Source organism: Labrys wisconsinensis, assembly GCF_030814995.1.
In the GTDB taxonomy this organism is placed as follows: Bacteria; Pseudomonadota; Alphaproteobacteria; order Rhizobiales; family Labraceae; genus Labrys; species Labrys wisconsinensis.
On the sequence record NZ_JAUSVX010000006.1, the window covers coordinates 332,271 to 354,013 of the forward strand.

Sequence of the window (21,743 nt, forward strand, 5' to 3'; positions counted from 1 at the left end):
GGCGAGGCATAAAATATGCGCGGATGCCCGCTCAGGCGATGGCGGTGACCAGCCGTCCGGCGCTGCCGTCGGCAAGCAGGATGCGCTCCCACAGGACGCGGCCCGGCGGGATCGGCAGCAGCGCATCGCCATTGGCGCCGGTATCGAGGGCGAGGCAGGCGAGCCGGTCCTCGTGCCAGCCGCGCTCTGCCAGCGTCGCCTCCGCGGCCAGGATCTCGGGCGAGGCATAGGCGATGAGGGGGCGGCCCAGCAGCTCGGCGATGTCGAGGCGCCACTCGGCCCGGCGTGCCGGCGAGGCGGCGAGCAGCCGGTGCGTCCGGTCGCAGATCAGGTGCACCTTGGCGGCGGAGGATTCCACCAACCGCCGCAGCGCGGCGTCCCCGGCCGGGCCGGCGGCGAGCCTGCGCTCGACAGCCGCTTCCTGGGCGGCCGAGAGCGGCAGGAGGCCGCGCTCCCAGCGCGACACCGTGCCCTGGCTGACGCCGACGAGCTCGGCGAGATGGCTCTGCTTCATGCCGCGCAGGCGCCGCAGCCGCCGCAACGCCGGGCCGGGATGGGGCGTTGCGGCGCCATCCCGCCGGATCGGCAGCGACGGCGCCGGTCCGCTCATGGCCGCGCGGGGATCGCCAGGCCGCGCTGCACCGCAGGCCGCGCCAGGCAGCGCTCGAGCCAGGCCGGCACGCGCTTCAGCGTGTCGAACTCGACGAGGTTGCCGGCGCCATAGAAGCCGATCAGGTTGCGCACCCAGCCGAGGAGCGAGATGTCGGCGATGGTGTAGTCTTCGCCCATGATCCAGTCGCGGCCCTCCAGCCGCGTCTCCAGCACGCCGAGCAGGCGCTTGGATTCGGCCTGGTAGCGCTGCAGCGGCCGCTTGTCCTCGATCTCCCGGCCGGCGAACTTGTAGAAGAAGCCGACCTGGCCGAACATCGGTCCCACCGCCGCCATCTGGAAGAACACCCACTGGATGGTCTCGTAGCGCCGTGCCGGGTCGGCCGACATGAGCTGGCCGGTCTTCTCGGCGAGATAGACCAGGATCGCGCCGGATTCGAACAGCCCGAGCGGCTTGCCGCCGGGGCCGTCGGGATCGATGATGGCCGGGATCTTGCCGTTCGGGTTGAGGGAGAGGAACTCGGGGGTCCAGCTCTCGTTCTTGCCGATGTCGATGGTGTGCGGCTCGTAGGGCAGCCTGATCTCCTCCAGCGCGATCGAGACCTTGACGCCGTTGGGCGTCGGCAGGGAATAGAGCTGCAGCCGGTCGGGGTGCTGGGCCGGCCAGCGCCGGGTGATCGGGAAAGCGGACAGGTCTGACATCGAAGGCTCCTCGGCGCGATCGCCTGCTCCGGCTTGGCTCAATCGCCGCCGCGGCGCAAGCATCGCCGTCGTCACAGGGCGGTGAGCGGCGCCGGCTCAGCCGCCGTCGAGCGGCCGGGGCGCACCGGCCGTGCCGGGCACGGCCGAGGTCCGGTTCATCACCTCGTCGATCCGGTCGCGGCGGCGCTTGAACTGCTCGAGCGCGGCATCGGCGAGGTCCATGGTCTGCGGCAGCTTGATGCGCATGGGGTCGACGAAATTGCCGTTGATCTTCACCTCGTAATGCACGTGCGGCCCGGTGGAAAAGCCGGTCATGCCGATATAGCCGACGATCTGGCCCATCTTGACCCGCTTGCCGACGACGATGCCGGGACCGAAGCCGCCCATGTGCGAATAGGTCGTGACATAGCCGTTGGCGTGCTGGACCTCGACATGGCGCCCGTAGCCGCCGGTGGTGGTGATCTTCACCACCATGCCGTCGCCCGTCGCACGGATCGGCGTGCCGAGCTTGTCGGCGATGTCGACACCGGTATGCATGCGGCCGACGCCGAAGATCGGGTGCCGGCGATAGCCGAAGGGCGAGGTGATCACGCCGGCCTCGAGCGGCTTGCGCAGCAGCAGCCGGTGGATGGAGTGGCCGTCCTCGTCGAAGAAATCGCCGCTCTCCTGGCCGGCCGGCCTGTACCAGTAGCACCGCCTCAACTCGCCGCCGACGCCGAGCGCGGCATAGCGGATGCCTTCATGGCCGCTGCCCTCCTGGTAGAACAGCTCCATGGTGTCGCCGGGCCGGACCGGGGCCGAGAGATCGGTGACATCGGCGAAGGCGCGCACGAGATCCGGGATGACGGCCTCCGGCACCTGCTGCTTGAGGGCGGTCTCGTAGATCGACTGGTAGAGGCTCATGGTCGTGGCGTCGCCCGCGGCCACCGCATCGCCGCCGTCGTCGGGATTGACGCCGGGCGCCTGCACCTCGACGAAGCCGCCATCGTCGGCGAGCGCCACCGCGCCCTCGATGGCATCGCCCGTATAGACCGCCACCCGCACGGGGCGACGCGGCTCTCCGGGGCCCGGTGCCACGATCGCGACGCGCAGCCGCTGCCCCTCCTGGAGGTTGCCGGCGTCGCCGAGGGCCGTGGCGGCGGCCTTGGCGTCGTCCGGCGAGGAGCCGAGCCGCTGCAGGATCGAGGCCAGCGTCTCCCCCGCCTTGACCGGCACGGTCGTCTCCGAGGACGAGAGGCTCTCGGCCGAAGGGGTCTTGCCGACCTGAGTGACGTTCTCGGGGGCGATGCGGATGTCGATGGTCGAGGAATCCGCCGCATCCGGCGGTGCATAGGCGAGGCTGTCCGGCGCATCGTCCTGCTGGGCCAGGAACTGCGGCGGGAAGGCGGCGGGGCCGGCGTCGCCGTCGGCGCTCGCCGCCGCTCGCGCTCCGGCGGCGACCTGATCCGCCGTCAGGGTCGGGCCGCTGTCCGGTCCGACCGGCTCGTCGCCGATCGGGTGGGTCTTGATCGACACCTCGCCCTCGTCCGGATCCGGCGCTGGCGTCGCCGCAGCCGGCTCGGGATCGGGGTTGCGGTTGATCGAGGCGAAGGACGGCACCCGTGAAGCCTCCTCGCCGTGCTGGAGCACCAGATTGGCGATCACCCGCGAGAACGGCTCGACCTTGATGACCTCGTGGTCGCCGAGCTTGGTGGCGGTCGACAGCCGCAGCACCTGGTGGCCGCTGGCGGCGTCGTAGGTCTGCAGGAGCTTATCGCCCATGCGCGCCACATTGGCGCCGGTCGCCGCCGCGTCGATCGGCGGCGGGCTGGCGAATTGCGGCCGCGAGACCGTCGTGCCCTGGTCGCTCGTGCTGACGACGACGGCCGTCATCAGGCCCGCGCCTGTCGATCCCGCCAGGATCGTCGCCGCCAGCCAGCGCAGGTTGATCGCCCGCTTGGCCGGCGCCGAGCCCTGGCCGACATAGAGCGGGGGCTCGCTTCCCCACCGATGCGGCGGCGGCTGGAGCGAAACGCTGCCCGCATTGCCGTCGAGGCTGGAGAAGGTGTGCTGGGCGCGCAAGACCGCTCCGACGAAGAACAGGCGGCGGACAAATGCCCACCGGTGGATGCGCCCCCAAGCGCCCACGCTGATCGCCCATCCCTGCGACGAAGATGTGGCGCAGCGCGTTTCGATAGCCGAGGAGGCCCCCCGCCGCAACAAATGTCGGGTCACATTTTGCAAGTCCGGCGGGCGGCGCCTCGCAATCCGCCGCCTAAGCCTTTGGCAGGACACCGTTTCCGGCGCTGCGCACCGCAGGCGCCGTCTCGGGCGCGTCCCGGTGGCCGGTCCCGGCCGAAATCCCTGCGCAGGCCCACGGCATGCAGCGGCGGCGATTCGTATCGGGCGCCGGGATCCGGGGAACTGCCGGTTGCATGGCGACGCAGCGTCGCCTGCGCCCCCGCCGGCCGGGGCGAGGCAAAATCCGGTCGTCGAAGCGGCGCGGCGCGGTATCGCCCGGCCATTCGTGCGGGAAGACGCGCATTCGCCGCGGCCGCGGCATCTGCAATACCAGAGCATACTGTCGAATCCGGCGCGAATGCCTGTCGAGATGGACGGTTTCGGTGGGCCTGGCTGCTCCGTTGCGCGACATTCACGCAATACCCTTACGTCAATAAGTCCGGTTGAATGCAAGCAATGCCTACAAGCTCGGCCGGAAGCACGGCGCGCCGAGGGCAAGTGTTCCCTGTGTTACACCCGCGTTACAGGTTTTGCCGGCGTGTGCCCGATCGCACAGTATGGCCAAGACGAATGGGTTATTGACGGTATATTGATGGCGTCGCGGCGCATGGCTCGCCGCTACGCTTCCCGGGGGGAGGAAGGCCATGATCGATTCAGCGTCTCTTGATGCGATCGCCGAGGATGCCGACGAGGTCGGAGAGGCTATGGCGCAGCTGCATCGCGCCTATCTCGTCTCGATCCGCCAGCATCGGGACCTTGTCGGCGACCTGCACGCCACGCTGCTGCGCCTCGAGGCTGCGCTCGACGCGGCTTCGATCGACCCGGGCGAGCGCCAGGCGCTCACCGCCGGGATCGAGAAGCATGTCGACACGGCGCGGGCCATCGTCTCTCGCATCGACGGCGCCCTGGTTTCCGCGGCCGTCGGCCCGACCGCCGGCTTCCACTGAAGCCTTGCGACGGCCGCCGCGCCGGCGTCAGAGCCAGCGCTTCCACTTGAAATAGAGATAGGGCAGTGCCCCGGCGAACGCCATCACCGCCAGGGCGGCGGGATAGCCCCAGCTCCAGTCCAGCTCCGGCATGACCTTGAAGTTCATGCCGTAGATCGAGGCGACCAGCGTCGGCGGCATCAGCACCACCGACAGCACGGCGAAGATCTTGATGATGTTGTTCTGCTCGATCGACACCATGCCGACCACCGCGTCGAGCAGCAGCTGGGCCTTGCTGGTGAGATAGTCGGCGTGCAGCGCCAGCGATTCGACGTCGCGCCGCATGGTGCGCACGTCCGCCTGCAGGGTGCGCACCGGCGCGGCGCCTTCGATGTCGGCCGTCAGGAACAGGAGCAGGCGCGCCAGCGAGACCAGGCTTTCGCGCGCCTTGGAGATCAGGTCCGCCCGGCGGCCGAGCGCGCGCATGTCCTCCTTGTAGAAGCGGGCGTGGTCGTCGCTGTCCGGCGCGAACACCGAGCGCGACAGGGCGTCGAGGTCGTCGCCCACCTTCTCCAGGATGTCGGCCAGCCGGTCGACGATCGTGTCCAGCAGCCCGCCGAGCACGGCCTCGCCGGTGGCGCCGGTCGAATCGGGCTTGGCCGCCCGGGCGCAGTAGAGCGCGAAGGGCTTGGGATCGTCGTAGCGCACGGTCACCAGCGCGTCGCCGTGCAGGATGAAGGTGACGGCCGTCACCGACGGGACGCCGGTGTCGGTCTTCATCACCAGCACGGCGGTGAGGAAGCGCGAGCCGTTCTCGACATAGAGCCGGCTCGACGGCTCGATCTCGCGCATTTCCTCGCGGGTCGGCACCTCGACGCCGATCGATGCCTCGACCAGCTTCTCCTCCTCCCGCGTCGGCGAGACCAGGTCGATCCACACGGCCCGCCGGACGGCAGCCGCGTCGTTGCCGATCGGCGTCAGCGCGCCGCCCTCGGCGCCATAGGCGGACAGCATGTCGATCCCTGCTTGCTGTGGCGACGGGGGTCGAGTAGCACGGCCTCCCGCCTCCGTCACTGCGTCGCCATGCCCTCCATCGTCGAAGCCTTCGCCACCGGGTTCCTGGTCGGAGCCGGGCTGATCGTCGCCATCGGCGCCCAGAACGCCTTCGTGCTGCGCCAGGGGCTGCTGCGCCGCCACGTGCTGCCGGTGGTCGCCATCTGCGCCGCCGCGGATGCGGCGCTGATCGCGGCGGGCGTCGCCGGGCTCGGCAGCCTGGTGACCGCCTCGCCGCTGCTGCTGGCTCTGGCGCGCCTTGGCGGCGCGCTGTTTCTCGCCGCCTATGGGCTGATGGCGTTGCGCCGCGCCTTCCGGTCCGAGAGCCTGCGCGGGGAGGGGGAGGCGGCGCCGACTCTCGGCGCGGCGCTGGCGGCATGCCTCGCCTTCACCTTCCTCAATCCGCATGTCTATCTCGACACGGTGGTGCTGATCGGCGCGCTGTCCGGCCGCTTCGCCGGGACGGCGAAGCTCGCCTATGGCCTCGGCGCGGCGACCGCTTCGCTCGTCTGGTTCTCCGCCCTCGGCTTCGGCGCCCGCCTGCTGGCCCCGGTCTTCGCCCGGCCGCTCGCCTGGCGCATCCTCGACCTCGCCGTCGCCGCGATCATGCTGCTGATCGCCGCGCGCCTCGCGGCCGAGGCGATGGCCGCGTAAAGCCGTTCATGGTATGATCCCACCGTTTCCGGTGGAGGTTGGCATGCGCGCCTTCATGACCATCCTGTCGGGCTTCCTGGCCTGGCTGTGCAGGGCCTTCGAAGTCAGGCCCGAGACCATCGCCGACGGCCGGCGCGGCAACCTGCCGCCGCCCTCCGGCGGCATCGCCTCGTTCTAGCGTCGTGCTTTGGTTCCTGACCATTGTCTCGGAAGCACAACACAACGCATTGAACCGGCCCGGAACCCTGGAGGCCGTCGCGCCTCTCGGAGAGGGGCGTCACGCTGCCGATGTCGAGGCCGGCTCGGACCCGGCCAGGCGCGCCTGCAATCGCCGTCCGGATCCGGACCGTGCCGGCCGCCGGGCGGATCGCGGCGCAGCGGGGGCGTGACGCGGACCGGCCATATTGCGTTGAATCCATGTCACAGTTCCGCATTTTTGCCGCACTCTCATTGACTCCAGGTCCCTCGCAACCCTTGGTTAACCGTGGCTATGCACGGTGCGTTAACGGCTGCGGCCGTGGCGGAAGGCCGGCCTCCCATCTGCCGGCGTCGATTGAGAGGTTTGCAATGAACTGGCTTCGCATGGCGGTGGTGGCCGCCGCCTGTGTCACGCTCGGGGCCTGCGCCTATGACACCACGCCCGATCCGGTGCTGTCTTCTCGCGACGCCGAGTTCATGGCGCTGATCCCCAAGGCGACGCCGGACAAGTTCTATTCGCGCTACATGGTCGACAATCCCACCGGCGAGCCGGCGGGCACCATCGTGGTCGAGACCAAGCAGCGGCTGCTCTACTTCACCATGCCCGACGGCAAGGCGATGCGTTACGGCGTGGCGCTCGGCCGCGACGGCTATGGCTGGACCGGCGAGGCGGTGGTGCACCACAAGGCGGAATGGCCGGATTGGAACCCGCCGGCCGACATGATGGCCCGCTGGCCGCAGGTGCGGCCGACCAAGGGGGGCTGGACCAATCCGCTGGGGGCCCGGGCGCTCTATCTCTACCAGGACGGCAAGGACACGATGTTCCGCATCCACGGCACCAACGAGCCGGAGAAGATCGGCCGTGGCGTGTCGTCCGGCTGCATCCGCATGCTGAACATCGACGTGATCGACCTCTACAACCGCGTGCCCGCCGGCACCCGCGTCATCGTGCGCTGACCGCAGGGCGTTTCACGCGGCACGACGGCCGGCCTTCCCGGTCCGGGGCGGGCATGCCCGGCGCCCGGGGGGGCATTCAGCACAGGCGGCGCGGTCCTCGCGGCTGCGTCGGCACGGTCAGGACGGCCGTCGCGGCCGTTCAGGCAGCGTCATCACCAAGGCTCGCGCCGCCCTTCGGGCTGCGCGATCGTCACGGATGACGCCGCCCTTCGGGCTGCGCGATCGTCACAGATGACGCTGCCCTTCGGGCTGCGTCGGGGAGCGGCCGGAGCCTTCTGCCTCACGACTGGGCGTCGATCTGCGTCCAGTGCGGGGTCTCCGCGCTCATCTGGCGCGGCTCCTTGCTCTTGTCCTTGACGCTCACCGCGGCTGCCACTGCCGCCAGGCCGATTTTTCTGTAACGATCCTCCAGTTTCTCGCGCGGCGGCGCCGGCGGCGGCTGGAGACGCGATCTGTCCTCATCCATCGAACTGGTATCCTCAAGTCTTGTTCTTGTCGCTGCATTGCACAACATTTGTGCACTGGTGGCAAGAACTTAGGCATAATTCTACATGGAAATCGGCGTTTTATGTGACGCAAATGCGACAATTACGCATCCTCACGCGACGGCAGGCGCGCCGCCGAGCCGGACCAGGGTGATCTCCGGCGGGACGCCGAAGCGCATCGGCAGGATGCTCATGCCGAGCCCGGCCGAGACCACGAGGTCGCGGTCACCTTCCCGATAATGACCATGCACATAGGCGCGCTGGCCGGGGAGGGAGGGCCGGACCAGCGGTCCGACCACCGGCAGCCGCACCTGGCCGCCATGGGTATGGCCGGACAGGGTGAGCGCGATGCGCGATGGCACGCGCGGGAAGACGAACGGCTCGTGCGCCAGCAGGATCGCCGGGGCGCCGTCGCCGATCTGGGCCAGCGTTGCCGGCAGGTCGTCGGCACCGAGCCAGCGCCCGCGCACCCGGCGCACGCATTGGTCGCCGAGGCCGAGCAGCCAGAACGGCCGGCCGTCCTTGGCGAGGCGCGCCGCCCGGTTCTCCAGCAGCGGTATGCCGTTGGCGGCGAAGGCGGCGCGCACGTCGCGGGCGCCATGCGCCCACATGTCGTGGTTGCCGAGCACGGCATGGACCCCGAGCGGCGCCTTGAGCGTGGCGAGGGCGGCGGCGCAGTCGCTCATGGCGACCTTGCGCGTGATGCCGCCGAGGCTTTCCAGGCCGGTCTCGTAGTCGCCGGCCAGCAGCACCAGGTCGGCACCGAGCGTGTTGGTGAAGGCGGCGATCGCGGCGATGCGCTCGGCGCTCATCCACGGCTCGATCGCATGCACGTCGGCGACGATGGCGATGCTGAGGGGCAGGTCGGCCGGCCAGGCCCTCGGCGCGATGGCGTGGTCGGCGACGGTCAGCCGCAGGATCGGCTCGACGCCGAAGGCATAGCCGCCGAGCCCGAGGCCAGCGCCTGCCGCAGCGCCGGCGCCGATCAGGAATTGACGGCGGGTGAGCATTCCAGGCCGGTCTCCGCAGTGGGTGGCCGCAGGCACCGGCGGCACGTTTCAGTCGGCTTCCCCCGCGGGCGCAGCGCCCTGCTGCTCTGCCTGCGGGAAGCGTCCCGGCTCGATCCGGGACGGCTGCGGCTCGAAGCCCTGTCTCGGCGACGGGGCCCGGCAGGTGCCCTGTCAGGCGGCCTGGCTGTCGTCGCGAAGGCAGAAGGGCAGCTCGTGCCGGGGCTTCTCCACCGTCTTCTCCTTGCGGGCGACCTGCGCTGCCGCCGCGGCGACGGCGGGGATGCCGATCTCGCGATAGAGGCGCTCCAGCTGCTCGCGGGCGCCGGAGCGCTGGTGGGAGGGGGTACGCGGGTTGTGATACTCGGACATTGTCTACTCCATGACGCAGGGCCTCTGCAGGCATCGGCCCCGGCGCTTTGTTCGCCGCCAATTGCAGCATCGAAAAGGCGGACTTGTGAAATGGCGGCGGCGATCGAAATACGCCGCCGGACTGTGGCAAAGTTAGCGAAAGCCTGATGAATGTCGGATTAACCGCCCCTTCATGTCAGCCCATATTGGGACGGATACCGCCGGGCGATCGGCAAGGACTGTGCCATGCGGCACAGACATGCCGGCCCGAGGCGGCAGGGCCGGCGCGGCGTGCGGAGCATCTGGGCCTTTCCATGCCGGCTGCGGGCGGCCATCATGGCGAGGGAGGTTCCACCATGCCGGCTTCCGCCTGGATGATCGCCCTGGTCCCGGTCGTCGCAGCCGTCATCGGTGCGGCGGTGGCGACCCGTCTGCGCCCCGGCCCGGTGGTGGTCAGCGCCATCCAGCATTTCGCCGCCGGTGTCGTCTTCGCCGCGGCGGCCGGCGAGATCCTGCCCGACGTCATGCATGGCGGTTCGCCCGTCGCCACGGTGGTGGGCGGCGCGGCCGGCGTCGCTGCCATGCTGCTGGTCGGCCGGCTGGAGGAGCGCGTCGCCGGCCCGGTCGGCCTGCTGGCCGCAGCCGGTCTCGACATCCTGATCGATGGCCTCGTGCTCGGCATCGCCTTCGTCGCCGGCGCCAGGGCAGGCCTGCTCCTGACCCTCGCCCTGACGCTGGAAGTGCTGTTTCTCGGCCTGACCGTGGCGAACGAGCTCGGCGAGACCGTGACGTCGCGCCTGCGCATCGTCGCGATCACCACCGGCCTGGCGCTGCTGCTGCCGGTCGGCGTGCTGATCGCCGCGCCCGTCGCAGCCTTGCCCGGCCCGGTGCTGACCGGCTTCTTCGCCTTCGGCCTGATCGCGCTGCTCTATCTCGTCACCGAGGAGCTGCTGGTGGAGGCGCACCGCACGCCCGACCGGCCCTGGGTGACGGCAATGTTCTTCGCCGGCTTCCTCATCCTCCTGGTGCTGGAGGAGGTGGCCGGCTGAAGGGCGCCCACCGTCCTCAGGTCGGCGGCTCGATGTGCCGGAGCTTGTCGGGGTTGCGGACGATGTGGATGGCGACGATCCGGCCCTCCGCGACGTCGAGGGTGGTGGTCTGCAGCGTGCCGTCGGGCCAGCGCTGCACCAGGCCGGGCGAGCCGTTGATCCAGCGCATCCGCATCGCCGGCGAGCCCAGCCCGTGCCCCGCGATCTTCTCGGCGACGCTGAGGAAGAAGCGTTGGACCTTGTCGCGTCCGGCGATCGGGTTGAGCAGCGCCAGCACCTTGCCGCCGCCGTCGGAGGTCAGGACCACGCCCTCGGCGAGGATGCGGGCGAGCGTGCCGGCATCGCCGCTGACCGTCGCCTGGTGGAAGGCCCGGGCGATGCGCTCACCCTCGTCCGAGGCCACGGCGAAGCGCGGCCGGGCCTCGCGCACATGGCGCCGGGCGCGGGCCGCCATCTGCCGGCAGGCCACGGGCGTGCGTCCGATCGCTGCCGCGACCTCCTCGAAGCTCGCATCGAACACGTCGTGCAGCAGGAACGCCGCCCGCTCCAGCGGCGACAGGCGCTCGAGGGCCAGCATCAGCGTCACGGAGAGGTCGAGCCCGGCCTCGCCGGCCGCCTGGTCCGCGGTGCCGGCTGCCTCGATCAGCGGCTCCGGCAGCCACGGCCCGACATAGGTCTCACGCCGGGCCTGGGCGGATTTGAGCTGGTCGAGGCAGAGCCGCGTCACGGTGCGGGCGAGGAAGGCGCCGGCATTGGCGACGACGGCGCGGTCGGCCGCCTGCCAGCGCAGCCAGGCCTCCTGCACCGCGTCCTGGGCGTCCGCCACCGAGCCGAGCATGCGGTAGGCGAGGCGGAACAGCCGCGGCCGGTGCGGCTCGAACGCCGCGGTGCCGTCCGCGTCCGCCATGGCCCGCGCGCTCATGCCGCCTTCGCCGTCTCGACCGGATGCACCGAGCGCGACGCGATGGCGAGGCGGTTCCAGCCGTTGATGGTGACGACCAGCACCGAGAGCCTCACCGTCTCGGCCTCCGTGAAATGGCGGCGCGCCTCGTCATAGACTTCGTCCGGCGCATGAGTCTGCGCGATCAGCGTCAGCGCCTCGGTCCAGGCGAGGGCGGCGCGCTCACGGTCGGAATAGAGCGGCGATTCGCGCCAGGCGCTCAAGAGGTAGAGGCGCTGCTCGCTCTCGCCGTCCTTGCGGGCCTCCTTGGAATGCATGTCGACGCAATAGGCGCAGCCGTTGATCTGCGAGGCGCGCATCTTGACGAGATGGATCAGCGAGGGCTCCAGCCCGCAGCCGCGCACATAGGTCTCCAGCCCGAGCATCGCCTTGAAGGCGTCGGGGGCGACGGTGAAGGGGTCCAGACGGGGCGTCATGATCTCTCTCCTCAGCGGCCGGAACCGCCCGGCCTCGAACACAGGACGAGATGGCGGGCCTGTGTGTGACACGAGGGGGAGAGAAAATTCGCAGCGGCCGGGCCGGTGGCGCGAGGAGGCGTGCTAGCCGGCAGGCCACGCAGGCGCCGGCGAGCCACCGCCGCGGCCTGGCCGCGGGGGGCGGGCCCGTCTCTCAGAGCTTGATCTGGAGCTTGACGTCGCCGGGCCGGCCTTCTGCGGCGCGCTCGAAGGCGGCGATGCTGTCCTGGAAGGCGAAGGTGTGGCTGATCAGCGGCTTGAGGTCGACCTTGCCCGAGGAGATCATCGCCAGCGCCCGGTCGAACACGTTGGCATAGCGGAAGATCGTCTCGATGCGGATCTCCTTGGCCGCGGCCGAGACCACGTCGAAGGCGACCGGCTCCACCGGCATGCCGACCAGCACCAGGCAGCCGCCCGGCCTGGGCAGGGCGAAGATGCCCTCGAAGGCGCGCGGGCTGCCGCTGGCCTCGAACACCACGTCGGCGCCCCAGCCGCCGGTCTCGCGCGCCACCGCGTCGGCGAGCGCCTCCCGGCGGATGTTGACCGGGGTGATGCCGGGATAGCGCCCGGCGATCGCCAGCTTCTCGTCGACGAGGTCGGCGATAACAGCCCGGCTGCAGCCCCCCGCCAGGGCCGCCAGGGCGACCATGATGCCGATCGGCCCGGCGCCGATCACCACGGCGACGTCGCCCGGGGCGATCCGCGCCTTGGCCGCCGCCTGCAGGCCGACGGCGAAGGGCTCGACCATCGCTCCTTCCGCGAAGGAGACGTTGTCCGGCAGCTTGAACGTGAAGGCGGCCGGATGCACCACCTCCGGCGTCAGGCAGCCATGCACCGGCGGCGTCGCCCAGAACACCACGCTCGGGTCGACATTGTAGAGGCCGAGCTTGGAGGCGCGCGAGGTCAGGTCCGGGATGCCCGGCTCCATGCACACCCGGTCGCCCGGCCGGAAGCCGGTGACGGTGCTGCCGACCTCCACCACCGTGCCGGCCGCCTCGTGGCCGAGCACCATCGGCTCGTTGACGATGAACGGGCCGATCCGCCCATGCGTGTAATAGTGCACGTCGCTGCCGCACACGCCCACCGTGTCGATGCGGATCCTCAGGTCCCCCGGCCCGACCGCCAGGGGCAGGTCGATGTCGCGCAGCGACAGCTCCCGAATCCGTTCCAGCACCAGCGCGCGCATCGGCGGTCCTCCATTCTCGGCGTGGCCGCCCCTCGGACGGGCGCACGTGTCTCGTTGGGTCGTGTCGTGCGTCCGGCGCGGCCCCGGCTAGAGGGCGTTGCCGGCCTTGTCGAAGAGATAGGCCCGGGCGGGATCGAAGCCGACCGAGAACCGTTCGCCCTTGCCGAGGATGGTCCGTCCCGGCACCTGGAGGGTGACGGTCTCGCCGGTGCCGGTCTGGGCATGGATCAGGGTGCTGCCGCCGAGGCTCTCGGAGAGGTCGGCGACGAGGTTGATGCGGCTTTCGCCGCCCTCCAGCGTCAGGTGCTCGGGGCGCAGGCCGAGGGTGACCTCCCCGGCAGCCGTCGGCCGGCCCGGCAGGCGCAGCGGCGCGGCAAAAGCCGGATGCGCGAGCTCGAGCCCGGCTTCGCCCGCTCGCGTCACCGAGGCGGCGATGAAGTTCATCTTCGGCGAGCCGATGAAGCCGGCGACGAAGATATTGGCCGGCCGGTCGTAGAGGTCCTGGGGCGAGCCGACCTGCTCGACGCGGCCGGCGCGCAGCACGACGATGCGGTCCGCCAGCGTCATCGCCTCGACCTGGTCGTGCGTGACATAGATCATGGTCACGCCGAGGTCTCGATGCAGCCGGGCGATCTCCACGCGCATCTGGGCGCGCAGCTCCGCGTCCAGGTTCGACAGCGGCTCGTCGAACAGGAACAGCTTGGGGTGGCGCACGATCGCCCGGCCGATCGCCACGCGCTGGCGCTGGCCGCCGGAAAGCTGGCGCGGCCGGCGATCGAGCAGGTCCGTCATCTGCAGGATGCGCGCGGCCTCGGCCACCTGCCGGTCGATCTCGGGCTTGGGCACCTTCGACATCTTCAGGCCGAAGGCGATGTTGTCGCGCACGCTCATATGCGGGAACAGGGCGTAGCTCTGGAACACCATCGAGACCTGCCGCTTGGCGGGCTCGGTGTCGGTGACGCGCGTGCCGTCGATGAACACCTCGCCCGTCGTCACCTCCTCGAGTCCGGCGATCATGCGCAGCAGCGTGGACTTGCCGCAGCCGGAGGGGCCGACGAAGACGACGAATTCGCCCTTCTCGGCCGCGATATCGACGCCCTTGATGATCTGCACGGCACCGAAGCGCTTCTCGATCCGCTCCAGCTTGAGGTAGCTCATCGCGCCGCTCCCCGGGGATGGCGGGGGAGGGGCCGGCGCATCGCCGCGCCCTTGCGCAGGCTGGCAGACAGGATCACTTGGTGGCTCCCATGGTGAGGCCGCGCACCATGTGGCGCGACACCAGGATTGCGAAGATGGTGACGGGCAGAACGATGACGGTGCCCGTGGCCATGATCTTGCCCCAGGGCAATTCGTAGCCCGACATGAAGCTCGTCGCCACGACAGGCGCGGTCTGGACGTCGCGCCGCGTCAGGATCAGGGCGTAGAGCAGCTCGTTCCAGGAGAAGATGAAGCCGAAGATCGCGGAGACCGCGATGCCGGGCAGGCCGAGCGGCAGGTAGATCCGCCAGAAGATGGTGAACTGGTTGGCGCCTTCGAGCCGCGCCGCCTCCTCCAGATCCTTGGGAATCGAGCGGAACTGGTCGGTCGAGATCCACACCACGATCGGCAGGATGAAGGTGATGTAGACCAGGATCAGCACCAGATGCGTGTCGAGGATGCCGAGGTTCCGCGCCAGGATGTAGATCGGCAGGGCGAGGACGATCGGGCTGATGAAGCGGTTGGAGATGAACCAGAACCACAGGTCCGCCTTGCCGCGGAACTCGTAGCGGGCCAGCGCGAAGGCCGCGGGCGTGCCGAGCGCGACCGACAGGCCCGTGCTGCACAGCGCCACGATCAGCGAGTTGATCACCGCGTTCACCACCTTCTGGTCGGCGAACACGTCGGCATAGTTGGCGAGCGTCGGGCTGAACAGCCAGAGCGGCGGGGAGGCCAGCAGGTCGTTCTGCGTCTTGAACGAGGAGGAGACCATCCAATAGAACGGGAAGACCGTGACCGCGAAGACGACGAGGAGGCCGAGCCCGTGCAGGAGCCGGCCGGGGGTGCGCAGGGACATCACTCGATCTCCCGGTAGAAGAAGCGGATGTAGAGGCGGGCCAGGACGATGGTGATGACCAGGAGCAGCAGCGCCTGCGCCGACGCCAGCCCGAGGTCGAACACGCGGAAGCCGACGCGCTGGATGTAGATCGAGATCAGCTCCGTCGCCGCGCCGGGGCCGCCGCGCGTCATGGTGAACACCACGTCGAACAGCTTCAGCACGTCGGCCGAGCGCAGGATCAGCATGGCGGTGAAGCCGGGCAGGAGATAGGGCATCTGCACATGGGTGAGCAGCGCCCATTTGCTCCCCGTCTCCAGCCGCGCCGCTTCCTCGATCTCCACCGGCACCATCGAGAGCCCGGAGAGGAAGATCAGGGCGCAGAAGGGCGTCCATTGCCAGATGTCCATGACGCAGATGGCGGCGAAGGCGCCGGAGACGTCGCCGAGCCAGTCGAAGGAGGGAAAGCCGAACAGGTTGATCAGGCTGTTGGCGACGCCGAAGTCGCGGTTGAACACCAGCCTTCCCAGGAGCCCGACCACCGCATAGGTCGTCGCCAGCGGGATGACGAGCGAGACGCGCGCCAACGCCTTGAGGAAGCCGAAGCCGGGCCGGTGCAGCAGCAAGGCGACGCACAGGCCGAGGGCCACTTCGAAGGGCATCACCACGCAGAAGAAGCCGGCCGTGCGGCCGAGCGTCTGCCAGAAGGTCGGGTCGGACAGAACCTGCACATAGTTGGCCAGCCCGACGAAGGGGAAGCCCTCGCGCACGCGGGTGAGGTTGTACTGGCGCAGGGACGTCACCAGCGCGAACAGGGTCGGGTAGATCCCGATCGCGAACAGCACCAGCACCGCCGGCGCCAGGAACCAGAACGGCGTCCACTTGCTGGTGCCGGGGCGGGAACGGGGCGGGGCGGGTGCGTCGGTCACGGAAGGTCCGGGGCAGGGGAGGCGGCTCGCCCGTCCCGGTCGCCGAAGCCGGGGATGGGCAAAACGGATCGGCCGGACGCGGGCGCAAGGCCCGCGGCCGGCTGCGACGAGGTCAGAAGCGCCGCTTACTGCAGCAGCTTCTTCTTGCCGTCATAGTAACCTTCCTTCTGCAGGATGGTCTCCATGCGGGTGCCGATTTCCTTGGAGCCTTCCTCCACGGAGAGCTGGCCCAGCATCATCTTCGAGCCGAATTCCGCGATGATCTCGGAGATGGCGGGCCAGGCCGGGAAGCGCGGCCGGAACTCCGGCACGCCCTTCTGCCAGGAGGCGACCATCGGCTCGACGAACGTGTAGGTCGCCTTCACCTGCGGGTCGTCATAGACCGCCATGCGCCCGGAGACGCCGCCGGCTTCGACATAGGATTTGGCGATGGCCTCCGAGGTCGCCCACTGGATGAAGATCCAGGCTGCCTTCTGCTCGGCTTCCGGCGCCTGCGAGGCGACCGCGAGCGAGAAGCCGCCGAGGGCGGGCAGCCGGCCGGCCGGGCCGGCCGGCTCGGGCGCGACGCCGAGGCAGTCGCCGATCTTCGAAGTCTTGGGGTCGGTGAGCGTGGGATAGAAGGCAGACCATTCGGTGATCATCGCCACCTGGCCCTGCGCCAGGCCGTTGACGGCCTCCGCATGGTCCCAGCTGACGATGCCGGGCGGCATGTCTTTCATCAGCTTCTGGCGGTTGGCGAGGCCTTCCTGGCTCTCCTTGCTCATCAGGTTGGAATGGAAGCTCTTGTCGAGCAGCGAGCCGCCGAAGGGCCACAGGAAGCGCATGAAGCTGTCGGCGGACTGCGTCTCGCCGCGCAGCGACTGGAGCGCGTAGCCGTATTGCTTCTTCTCCGGGTTGGTCAGCTTCGGGGCGTAGACGTTCATCAACTCGTCCCACGTCTGCGGAGGCTTGTCGAAGCCCGCATCCTTGAGCATGCACTTGTTGTAGAACAGGAGGCCGGAATAATTGTCGAAGGGCAGGCCGTAGGTGACGCCGCCCCAGGTGCCGAAGGCGTCGAGCAGCAGCGGGAAGAAGCCCTTGAGGTTCAGGTTCGGGTCGGTGATCGAGGCATCGCCGGCGAACTTGTCGATCGGCTGGATCCAGCCGTTCTCGGCGAACTCGCCGATCCAGACGAGGTCGACGAGCGCGATCGACAGGTCGCCCTGGCTGTTGAAGTTGAGCACTTCCTTCTCGCGGGTGTTCTCGTAGGGCACGATCTCGTAGTTGATCTTGATGCCCGTCGCCTTCTCGAACTCCGGCAGGAGCTTGATGATGGCGCGGTAGCCCGGCCGATCGAGGAAGATGACATGCAGCTCCGTGCCCTTGTAGGGCTCGGCCGCCTTGGCGATGTCCCAGGCCTCGGCCTTGGCCTGCGGCGATCCGGCTGTGACGGCGAGTGCCAGCGCAAGGGCGCTGACGGTGTTGCGAAGCAGACTCATGTCGTCCTCCCGTTGATATTCTTATGCAGCTCGCCGTCGCGTGTCCCCGAATGTCCGCCCGCCGTGGCGCTGCCGGACCTCGCGCCGGACGCAGCGAGCCGCTCCGATTCGTCGTGGCCGGGTCGCATTTCCCACCACCAGCCCCGAGATCGATGTCTCGCTGCGGTGTCGACATTAAGCGCGAACGGCCCGGGGTCTAGCGGCAATGAAGCGCCGAATCTGTACTTTGTTGCGTTGTGCGGCGCAGCAAGCCGGCTGTCGCGAGCTTCCTTCCGCAACAAGGCATCAGCGCGGGGCGACGGGTGGAGCGAGGCCGGCGGTGCGCTGGGCCGCCGAGATGACCCGGTGCTTGGCGAGGCGCCGGTAGGCCGAGGGGGTCATGCCGCGGCGAGCGCGGAAGACGCGGTTGAAGTTGGAGACGTTGGAATAGCCGACCTCGAAGCAGATGTCGGTGATCGGCAGGTCCGAATCCGCCAGGAGCTTGCAGGCTTCGCTGATGCGCAGCATCGTCAGGTATTCGGAGAAGCTGTTGCCACTGTTCTTCTTGAAGAAACGCGAGCAGGCCCATTCGCTCATATCCATCAACCTCGCCAGGTCGGTGAGGCGGATGTCGTGCCGGAAATTGTCGACGATGAAGACGAGCGCCCTGCTGATCGAATCCATCGCATGCTGCGCGGTATCGGGCGCGAAATCCTCCGAGGACAGCACTTGATGCTCGCCGCTGGTCGCCAGCAGGCACAGGAGCTGCAGGAACAGGGCCAGACGCTCCAGCCCGCTCACCTCCCCCATCGCCTCCATGAGGGCGGCACCCCGCCGGCGCGTCTCGCCATGGAAGGCGAGGCCGCGCATGGCGAGGGCCAGGAAAGGTTCGAGCTTGGCGATCTCGGGAAAGGCCATGCCGGCCTGGCGCAGCCGGTCCGGATGGAACTGCACGACGATGTCGCGGCCGCGGATGAGCTCGCCCGGCTGGGTGGAGGTGACCCAATCGTGCGGCAGGCCGCTGCCGACAATGGTGAGATGGCCCGGCTCGAACGAGCCGATATGATCGCCGACCAGTGCGATGCCGGCGGCGTTGCGGACGAGATGGATCTCGTATTCGGGGTGGATGTTCCAGACGTTGCGCTCCCAGGGATAATCGTCGAGCCGCCACAGGAACGTCTCCTCGTCGTCCGTGACGATATGCTCGAACACCGGATGCTTGCCCGGTAGCTTGGCTTGTCGGCGCATCGGCGGGCCTTGCGATCTGGCGCGCGCCTCGTGCGCTGCCGGGCGAAGATGGCACGCGATCCGGCGGTCGCGTCAAGCCGGGTCGAACCAGGCTGGAAGCCTGCACGCCGGACGGGAGGGCCGCTGCGCCGGGGCCCGTCCTCCCGTCTCACCCGTCAGAGGACGAAGTCGCTCGCCTGGATCGCGGCGATGCCGTTGACCTGCACGGAGATGTCGGCCTTGCCGTCACCGTCGATGTCGCCATAGACGTAGACGTTGCCGTTCACCGCGGCGAAGCGCAGCTCGCCGCTCCGATGGCTGAAGGCCGCGCTGCCGATGAAGGTGAAGGCCTGGTCGCCGGCAACGTCGGTGCGCGCGTCGATGGCGGCAAGGGAGATCTTGTCGCCCTGCGCGGCGCTGAAGTCGAGGATCTGGTCGCGGCCGCTGGTCTGGTTGCTGTCGGCCGCCGAGGTGAAGATGAAGGTATCGGCGTTGGTGCCGCCGGTCAGCTTGTCGGCGCCGAGCCCGCCGGTGAGCCTGTCCGCCCCCGAGCCGCCGACCAGCGTGTCGTTGCCGCCGAGGCCGTTGAGGTCGTCGGCCCCGGCGCCGCCGTCGAGGACGTTGGCGCCGGCATTGCCGGTGATGGTTTGGGCGAAGCCGTTGCCGGTGAGGTTGAGGGCGGTGGTGGCGGCCGGGGATTTCGCCGCCAGCACTTCGACCGCCGCGGCCGCGGCGAGCGTATAGCTCACGGAGGCGTAGACCGTGTCGGTCCCGCCGCCGGCCACCTCCTCGATCGCGTCGCCGGCATTGTCGACGTAATAAATGTCGTTGCCGCCGAGGCCGCGCATCGTGTCGGCGCCGCCGCCGCCGTCGAGAACATTGGCGCCGGCATTGCCGATCAGCGTCTGCGCCAGGGCGTTGCCGGTGAGGGCGAGGGCGGAGGTCGACGTCGCGACCTTGGCCGCCAGCGTCTCGATCGCCTGCCCCGCCGCCAGGGCGTAGCTCACCGTGGTGTAGACGATGTCGGTGCCGCCGCCGGCCGCCTCGCGCACGACGTCGCCGGCATTGTCGACATAATAGGTGTCGTTGCCGCCGAGGCCGCGCATGTCGTCCGCGCCGCCGCCGCCGTCGAGGACATTGTCGCCGGCATTGCCGGTGATCGCCTGGGCGAAGCCGTTGCCGATGAGGGCGAGCGGCGTGGTGGTGGAGGCGCTGCGAACCGCCAGCACCTCGATCTCCTGGCCGGCCGCCAGGGTGAAGCTCACCGTGGTGTAGACCTTGTCTGTGCCGGCGCCGGCGGCCTCGACCACCTTGTCGCCGGCCTCGTCGACGTAATAGACGTCGTCGCCGGCGCCGCCGCGCATCGTGTCGGCGCCGGCGCCGCCGTCGAGCACATCCTTGCCGCCATTGCCGATCAGGATGTCGTTGCCGCCGAGGCCGCGCAGCCGGTCGTCGCCGCCGCCGCCATAGAGGTACTCGGCGCTCGCCGTGCCGGCGAGGTCGAGGTCGGGGATGGCGTCGGCGAGGACGTGGCCCTGGTTCTCCCCGAGCACGGTCCCGACCGGCACGTCCCCGTCCGCGCCGATCACCGTGCGGTCGCGCAGGTCGGGCAGGGCGAAGGTGGTCCGCCCGTCGCCGCCATACATGGTGCCGAGGAGCGAGAACAGCGCCTGGTTCTGGGCGATCGACAGGATCTGGCCCTCGGCCTTGACCCAGCCGCGCGGCGCGAAGTCCCCGGCGAAGATGGCGATCTGGCCGAGATAAGGCTCGTCGAACGGCGCGCTCCCGCCGTTCCCGTCCCGCGTGGGGAACAGGCCCTGCACGGCGATCATGTAGGTCATCGCCACGCCCGGCCCCTGATTGTCGAAAGCCTCGCCCCGGCCGCCCATCTCGGTCGGCAGCGCGTCATTGGTGACGACCACGCTCGGCGTGCCGAGGATGGTGCCGACCGGGGTGTCGGCCGAGGCCCCCACCACGTTGCGGCCGCGAAGGTCGGGCAGGGCGAAGGTCGTCACGCCGTCGCCGCCATAGGTGGTGCCGATGAGGTCGAACAGGTCCTGGTGGTCGGCGATGGTCAGGAGCTGCCCTGCCGCCGCCATGAAGCCGACCGGCACGAAATTGCCGGCGAACTTGACGATCTCGCCGATGAAGGTGACGCCGCCGCCGCTGGTCTCGCTCGGCACGGTGCCGCTGGTGCGGATCAGCATGGTGGTCGGCTGGGACGGCTCGAGATTGTCGAACGGTGCGCTGGCGCCCCCGAGCCTTCTCGGCAGCCCGGCTTCGGTGAGGTCGACGCCGGCCGTGCCCGCGGTTTCGCCGAGGACGTGATCGGTGAGGCCCGGCCCCTGGCCCGCGCCGATCGCCGTGTGCGCCTGCATGTCGGGCAGGGCGAAGGTCGTCCGTCCGTCGCCGCCATAGGTTGTGCCGAACAGGCTGAACAGCGCCATGTTCCGGGCGATGGAGAGCAATTGTCCGTCGGCGTCGGGGCCCCCGCCGGGCCCGAAATTGCCGGCGAAGGTGAGGATCGCGCCGAGCGGGGTATAGCCCACGCCCACGCCCTCGCGGGCGGGAAAGATGCCCTGCAGCGGGACCCATTCGGTCATCGCCAGGGATTCCTGATAATTGTCGATCGGCGTCGCCATCGCGCTCCTCCGGCACTCGCGGCGCGGCCACCGCGGCGGTGAGCGGCGCCCCGGGGACCGCCGGCCTGCTGCCCTCGCGGGAGGACATGGGGAACGGCCGGACCCGAGTTGTCCTAACGGAAGGCTGGGACGATAAGCCGTGCGGCCGGCACGTGCAAGGGCGGCGCGGCTACGGCGCCTTGGGCGGCGTCCACGGCGCGGCGCTGGTGATGGTCCAGCCGGCATCGTCGCCCTGGCAGGCATGGCCCTGGTACCAGTGCGTGTCGGCGCCTTCCACCAGCGTGGCGATGAAGGCCTTGCAGGTGCGATTGGCCTCGGCGAACGCGCCGGCGATCGGGGTCACCGCGCCCTTGAGGCCGGTCTCGGGATTGTCCCAGGGCACCGCCTTGCCGGCATTGGCGGGGTCGAAGGCGGCCTGCACCGCGCTCTTGGTCCGGGCCCAGTCGGCATCGCTCATGTTGCGGGAGAAGCGCCCGTCGCGCGGGGCGATCGAGCCGGTGACGTCGTCCTCGCCGGAGCCGAAGATCGGCCCGAGCGGCATGGAGACGGCGCATCCTCCGAGGCAGAGCGCTGCGACGGCGAGGAGGGTTATGCACCTCGCCCTTCGGGCGCTATACACGGCTTCGAGAACGGATACGCAAGA

Annotated in this window: 22 protein-coding genes; 5 read left to right on the forward strand and 17 right to left on the reverse strand. The window is 69.7% G+C overall.

Annotated elements, in window-relative coordinates; translation table 11 throughout:
* Positions 1–31: 31 nt before the first annotated feature.
* The 3 genes from QO011_RS18410 to QO011_RS18420 all read right to left on the reverse strand — a co-directional run bounded on the left by QO011_RS18410 (position 32) and on the right by QO011_RS18420 (position 3,372).
* Positions 32–610 (reverse strand): helix-turn-helix transcriptional regulator, encoded by a 579-nt coding sequence (locus QO011_RS18410; protein ID WP_307274834.1) that lies wholly within the window; start codon positions 608–610, stop codon positions 32–34.
* The gene (locus QO011_RS18415; RefSeq protein WP_307274836.1) at positions 607–1,311 is read right to left on the reverse strand and encodes a glutathione S-transferase N-terminal domain-containing protein; all 705 of its coding nucleotides are present in this window, start codon (positions 1,309–1,311) and stop codon (positions 607–609) included. The genes QO011_RS18410 and QO011_RS18415 overlap by 4 nt, the downstream gene beginning before the upstream one ends.
* A 96-nt stretch (positions 1,312–1,407) precedes the next feature.
* Positions 1,408–3,372, reverse strand: a complete 1,965-nt coding sequence (locus tag QO011_RS18420; protein ID WP_307274838.1) for a M23 family metallopeptidase — start codon at positions 3,370–3,372, stop codon at positions 1,408–1,410.
* Positions 3,373–4,175: 803 nt separating this feature from the next.
* Here QO011_RS18420 and QO011_RS18425 point away from each other — a divergent pair.
* Positions 4,176–4,478, forward strand: coding sequence for a hypothetical protein (locus tag QO011_RS18425; protein ID WP_307274841.1), 303 nt, complete (start codon positions 4,176–4,178; stop codon positions 4,476–4,478).
* A 27-nt stretch (positions 4,479–4,505) separates the two neighbouring features.
* On the opposite strand, the gene QO011_RS18430 is transcribed toward QO011_RS18425, so the two are convergent.
* Positions 4,506–5,471 carry a magnesium transporter CorA family protein gene (locus QO011_RS18430; RefSeq protein ID WP_307274842.1) on the reverse strand — a complete coding sequence of 322 codons (966 nt, stop codon included), beginning with the start codon at positions 5,469–5,471 and terminating at the stop codon, positions 4,506–4,508.
* A 69-nt stretch (positions 5,472–5,540) separates the two neighbouring features.
* Here QO011_RS18430 and QO011_RS18435 point away from each other — a divergent pair, with 69 nt between their 5' ends.
* The 3 genes from QO011_RS18435 to QO011_RS18445 all read left to right on the forward strand — a co-directional run bounded on the left by QO011_RS18435 (position 5,541) and on the right by QO011_RS18445 (position 7,319).
* Complete coding sequence (locus tag QO011_RS18435) at positions 5,541–6,164, forward strand: LysE/ArgO family amino acid transporter (protein ID WP_307274843.1); 624 nt, start codon at positions 5,541–5,543, stop codon at positions 6,162–6,164.
* A 43-nt stretch (positions 6,165–6,207) separates the two neighbouring features.
* Positions 6,208–6,342: a hypothetical protein gene (locus tag QO011_RS18440; protein WP_307274845.1), complete on the forward strand. Its 135-nt coding sequence runs from the start codon at positions 6,208–6,210 to the stop codon at positions 6,340–6,342.
* A 389-nt stretch (positions 6,343–6,731) separates the two neighbouring features.
* Positions 6,732–7,319, forward strand: coding sequence for a L,D-transpeptidase (locus tag QO011_RS18445; RefSeq protein ID WP_370881977.1), 588 nt, complete (start codon positions 6,732–6,734; stop codon positions 7,317–7,319).
* Between the two features lie 280 nt (positions 7,320–7,599).
* Here the strand turns inward: QO011_RS18445 and QO011_RS18450 are convergent, their stop codons facing one another.
* From QO011_RS18450 to QO011_RS18460, 3 genes are all read right to left on the reverse strand, one after another.
* Complete coding sequence (locus QO011_RS18450) at positions 7,600–7,785, reverse strand: hypothetical protein (RefSeq protein WP_307274847.1); 186 nt, start codon at positions 7,783–7,785, stop codon at positions 7,600–7,602.
* A 132-nt stretch (positions 7,786–7,917) separates the two neighbouring features.
* Positions 7,918–8,814, reverse strand: coding sequence for a metallophosphoesterase (locus tag QO011_RS18455; protein ID WP_307274849.1), 897 nt, complete (start codon positions 8,812–8,814; stop codon positions 7,918–7,920).
* 171 nt (positions 8,815–8,985) lie between these two features.
* Positions 8,986–9,183: a hypothetical protein gene (locus QO011_RS18460; protein WP_307274851.1), complete on the reverse strand. Its 198-nt coding sequence runs from the start codon at positions 9,181–9,183 to the stop codon at positions 8,986–8,988.
* 335 nt (positions 9,184–9,518) lie between these two features.
* Between QO011_RS18460 and QO011_RS18465 the strand changes: the two genes are divergently transcribed.
* The gene (locus tag QO011_RS18465) at positions 9,519–10,211 is read left to right on the forward strand and encodes a ZIP family metal transporter (RefSeq protein WP_307274852.1); all 693 of its coding nucleotides are present in this window, start codon (positions 9,519–9,521) and stop codon (positions 10,209–10,211) included.
* A 16-nt stretch (positions 10,212–10,227) separates the two neighbouring features.
* Here QO011_RS18465 and QO011_RS18470 read toward each other — a convergent pair whose 3' ends face one another.
* The 10 genes from QO011_RS18470 to QO011_RS18515 all read right to left on the reverse strand — a co-directional run bounded on the left by QO011_RS18470 (position 10,228) and on the right by QO011_RS18515 (position 21,641).
* Positions 10,228–11,133, reverse strand: coding sequence for a sigma-70 family RNA polymerase sigma factor (locus QO011_RS18470; RefSeq protein ID WP_307274854.1), 906 nt, complete (start codon positions 11,131–11,133; stop codon positions 10,228–10,230).
* Positions 11,130–11,588 (reverse strand): carboxymuconolactone decarboxylase family protein, encoded by a 459-nt coding sequence (locus tag QO011_RS18475; RefSeq protein WP_307274856.1) that lies wholly within the window; start codon positions 11,586–11,588, stop codon positions 11,130–11,132. The genes QO011_RS18470 and QO011_RS18475 overlap by 4 nt, the downstream gene beginning before the upstream one ends.
* A gap of 193 nt (positions 11,589–11,781) precedes the next feature.
* Positions 11,782–12,813, reverse strand: coding sequence for an NAD(P)-dependent alcohol dehydrogenase (locus QO011_RS18480; protein WP_307274858.1), 1,032 nt, complete (start codon positions 12,811–12,813; stop codon positions 11,782–11,784).
* Between the two features lie 87 nt (positions 12,814–12,900).
* Complete coding sequence (locus QO011_RS18485; RefSeq protein ID WP_307274859.1) at positions 12,901–13,971, reverse strand: ABC transporter ATP-binding protein; 1,071 nt, start codon at positions 13,969–13,971, stop codon at positions 12,901–12,903.
* A 73-nt stretch (positions 13,972–14,044) separates the two neighbouring features.
* A complete protein-coding gene (locus QO011_RS18490; protein WP_307274860.1) occupies positions 14,045–14,866 on the reverse strand; it encodes a carbohydrate ABC transporter permease in 822 nt (273 codons plus the stop codon).
* The gene (locus tag QO011_RS18495; protein WP_307274861.1) at positions 14,866–15,774 is read right to left on the reverse strand and encodes a carbohydrate ABC transporter permease; all 909 of its coding nucleotides are present in this window, start codon (positions 15,772–15,774) and stop codon (positions 14,866–14,868) included. Before QO011_RS18495 ends, QO011_RS18490 begins: the two co-directional genes overlap by 1 nt.
* 125 nt (positions 15,775–15,899) lie before the next feature.
* Positions 15,900–17,252: an ABC transporter substrate-binding protein gene (locus QO011_RS18500; protein ID WP_307274863.1), complete on the reverse strand. Its 1,353-nt coding sequence runs from the start codon at positions 17,250–17,252 to the stop codon at positions 15,900–15,902.
* Between the two features lie 285 nt (positions 17,253–17,537).
* Positions 17,538–18,479 (reverse strand): AraC family transcriptional regulator, encoded by a 942-nt coding sequence (locus tag QO011_RS18505; RefSeq protein WP_307274864.1) that lies wholly within the window; start codon positions 18,477–18,479, stop codon positions 17,538–17,540.
* A 155-nt stretch (positions 18,480–18,634) separates the two neighbouring features.
* Entirely contained in the window at positions 18,635–21,100 is a 2,466-nt protein-coding gene (locus tag QO011_RS18510; RefSeq protein ID WP_307274865.1) for a tail fiber protein, read from the reverse strand.
* A 169-nt stretch (positions 21,101–21,269) separates the two neighbouring features.
* Positions 21,270–21,641, reverse strand: a complete 372-nt coding sequence (locus QO011_RS18515; protein ID WP_307274867.1) for an RT0821/Lpp0805 family surface protein — start codon at positions 21,639–21,641, stop codon at positions 21,270–21,272.
* Positions 21,642–21,743: the final 102 nt, after the last annotated feature.

Coding starts and splice junctions, on each gene's coding strand:
- QO011_RS18410 (WP_307274834.1), bottom strand. CDS start 610: ATGAGCGGACCGGCGCCGTCGCTGCCGATCCGGCGGGATGGCGCCGCA.
- QO011_RS18415 (WP_307274836.1), bottom strand. CDS start 1,311: ATGTCAGACCTGTCCGCTTTCCCGATCACCCGGCGCTGGCCGGCCCAG.
- QO011_RS18425 (WP_307274841.1), top strand. CDS start 4,176: ATGATCGATTCAGCGTCTCTTGATGCGATCGCCGAGGATGCCGACGAG.
- QO011_RS18430 (WP_307274842.1), bottom strand. CDS start 5,471: ATGCTGTCCGCCTATGGCGCCGAGGGCGGCGCGCTGACGCCGATCGGC.
- QO011_RS18435 (WP_307274843.1), top strand. CDS start 5,541: ATGCCCTCCATCGTCGAAGCCTTCGCCACCGGGTTCCTGGTCGGAGCC.
- QO011_RS18440 (WP_307274845.1), top strand. CDS start 6,208: ATGCGCGCCTTCATGACCATCCTGTCGGGCTTCCTGGCCTGGCTGTGC.
- QO011_RS18445 (WP_370881977.1), top strand. CDS start 6,732: ATGAACTGGCTTCGCATGGCGGTGGTGGCCGCCGCCTGTGTCACGCTC.
- QO011_RS18450 (WP_307274847.1), bottom strand. CDS start 7,785: ATGGATGAGGACAGATCGCGTCTCCAGCCGCCGCCGGCGCCGCCGCGC.
- QO011_RS18455 (WP_307274849.1), bottom strand. CDS start 8,814: ATGCTCACCCGCCGTCAATTCCTGATCGGCGCCGGCGCTGCGGCAGGC.
- QO011_RS18460 (WP_307274851.1), bottom strand. CDS start 9,183: ATGTCCGAGTATCACAACCCGCGTACCCCCTCCCACCAGCGCTCCGGC.
- QO011_RS18465 (WP_307274852.1), top strand. CDS start 9,519: ATGCCGGCTTCCGCCTGGATGATCGCCCTGGTCCCGGTCGTCGCAGCC.
- QO011_RS18470 (WP_307274854.1), bottom strand. CDS start 11,133: ATGAGCGCGCGGGCCATGGCGGACGCGGACGGCACCGCGGCGTTCGAG.
- QO011_RS18475 (WP_307274856.1), bottom strand. CDS start 11,588: ATGACGCCCCGTCTGGACCCCTTCACCGTCGCCCCCGACGCCTTCAAG.
- QO011_RS18480 (WP_307274858.1), bottom strand. CDS start 12,813: ATGCGCGCGCTGGTGCTGGAACGGATTCGGGAGCTGTCGCTGCGCGAC.
- QO011_RS18485 (WP_307274859.1), bottom strand. CDS start 13,971: ATGAGCTACCTCAAGCTGGAGCGGATCGAGAAGCGCTTCGGTGCCGTG.
- QO011_RS18490 (WP_307274860.1), bottom strand. CDS start 14,866: ATGTCCCTGCGCACCCCCGGCCGGCTCCTGCACGGGCTCGGCCTCCTC.
- QO011_RS18500 (WP_307274863.1), bottom strand. CDS start 17,252: ATGAGTCTGCTTCGCAACACCGTCAGCGCCCTTGCGCTGGCACTCGCC.
- QO011_RS18505 (WP_307274864.1), bottom strand. CDS start 18,479: ATGCGCCGACAAGCCAAGCTACCGGGCAAGCATCCGGTGTTCGAGCAT.
- QO011_RS18510 (WP_307274865.1), bottom strand. CDS start 21,100: ATGGCGACGCCGATCGACAATTATCAGGAATCCCTGGCGATGACCGAA.
- QO011_RS18515 (WP_307274867.1), bottom strand. CDS start 21,641: ATGCCGCTCGGGCCGATCTTCGGCTCCGGCGAGGACGACGTCACCGGC.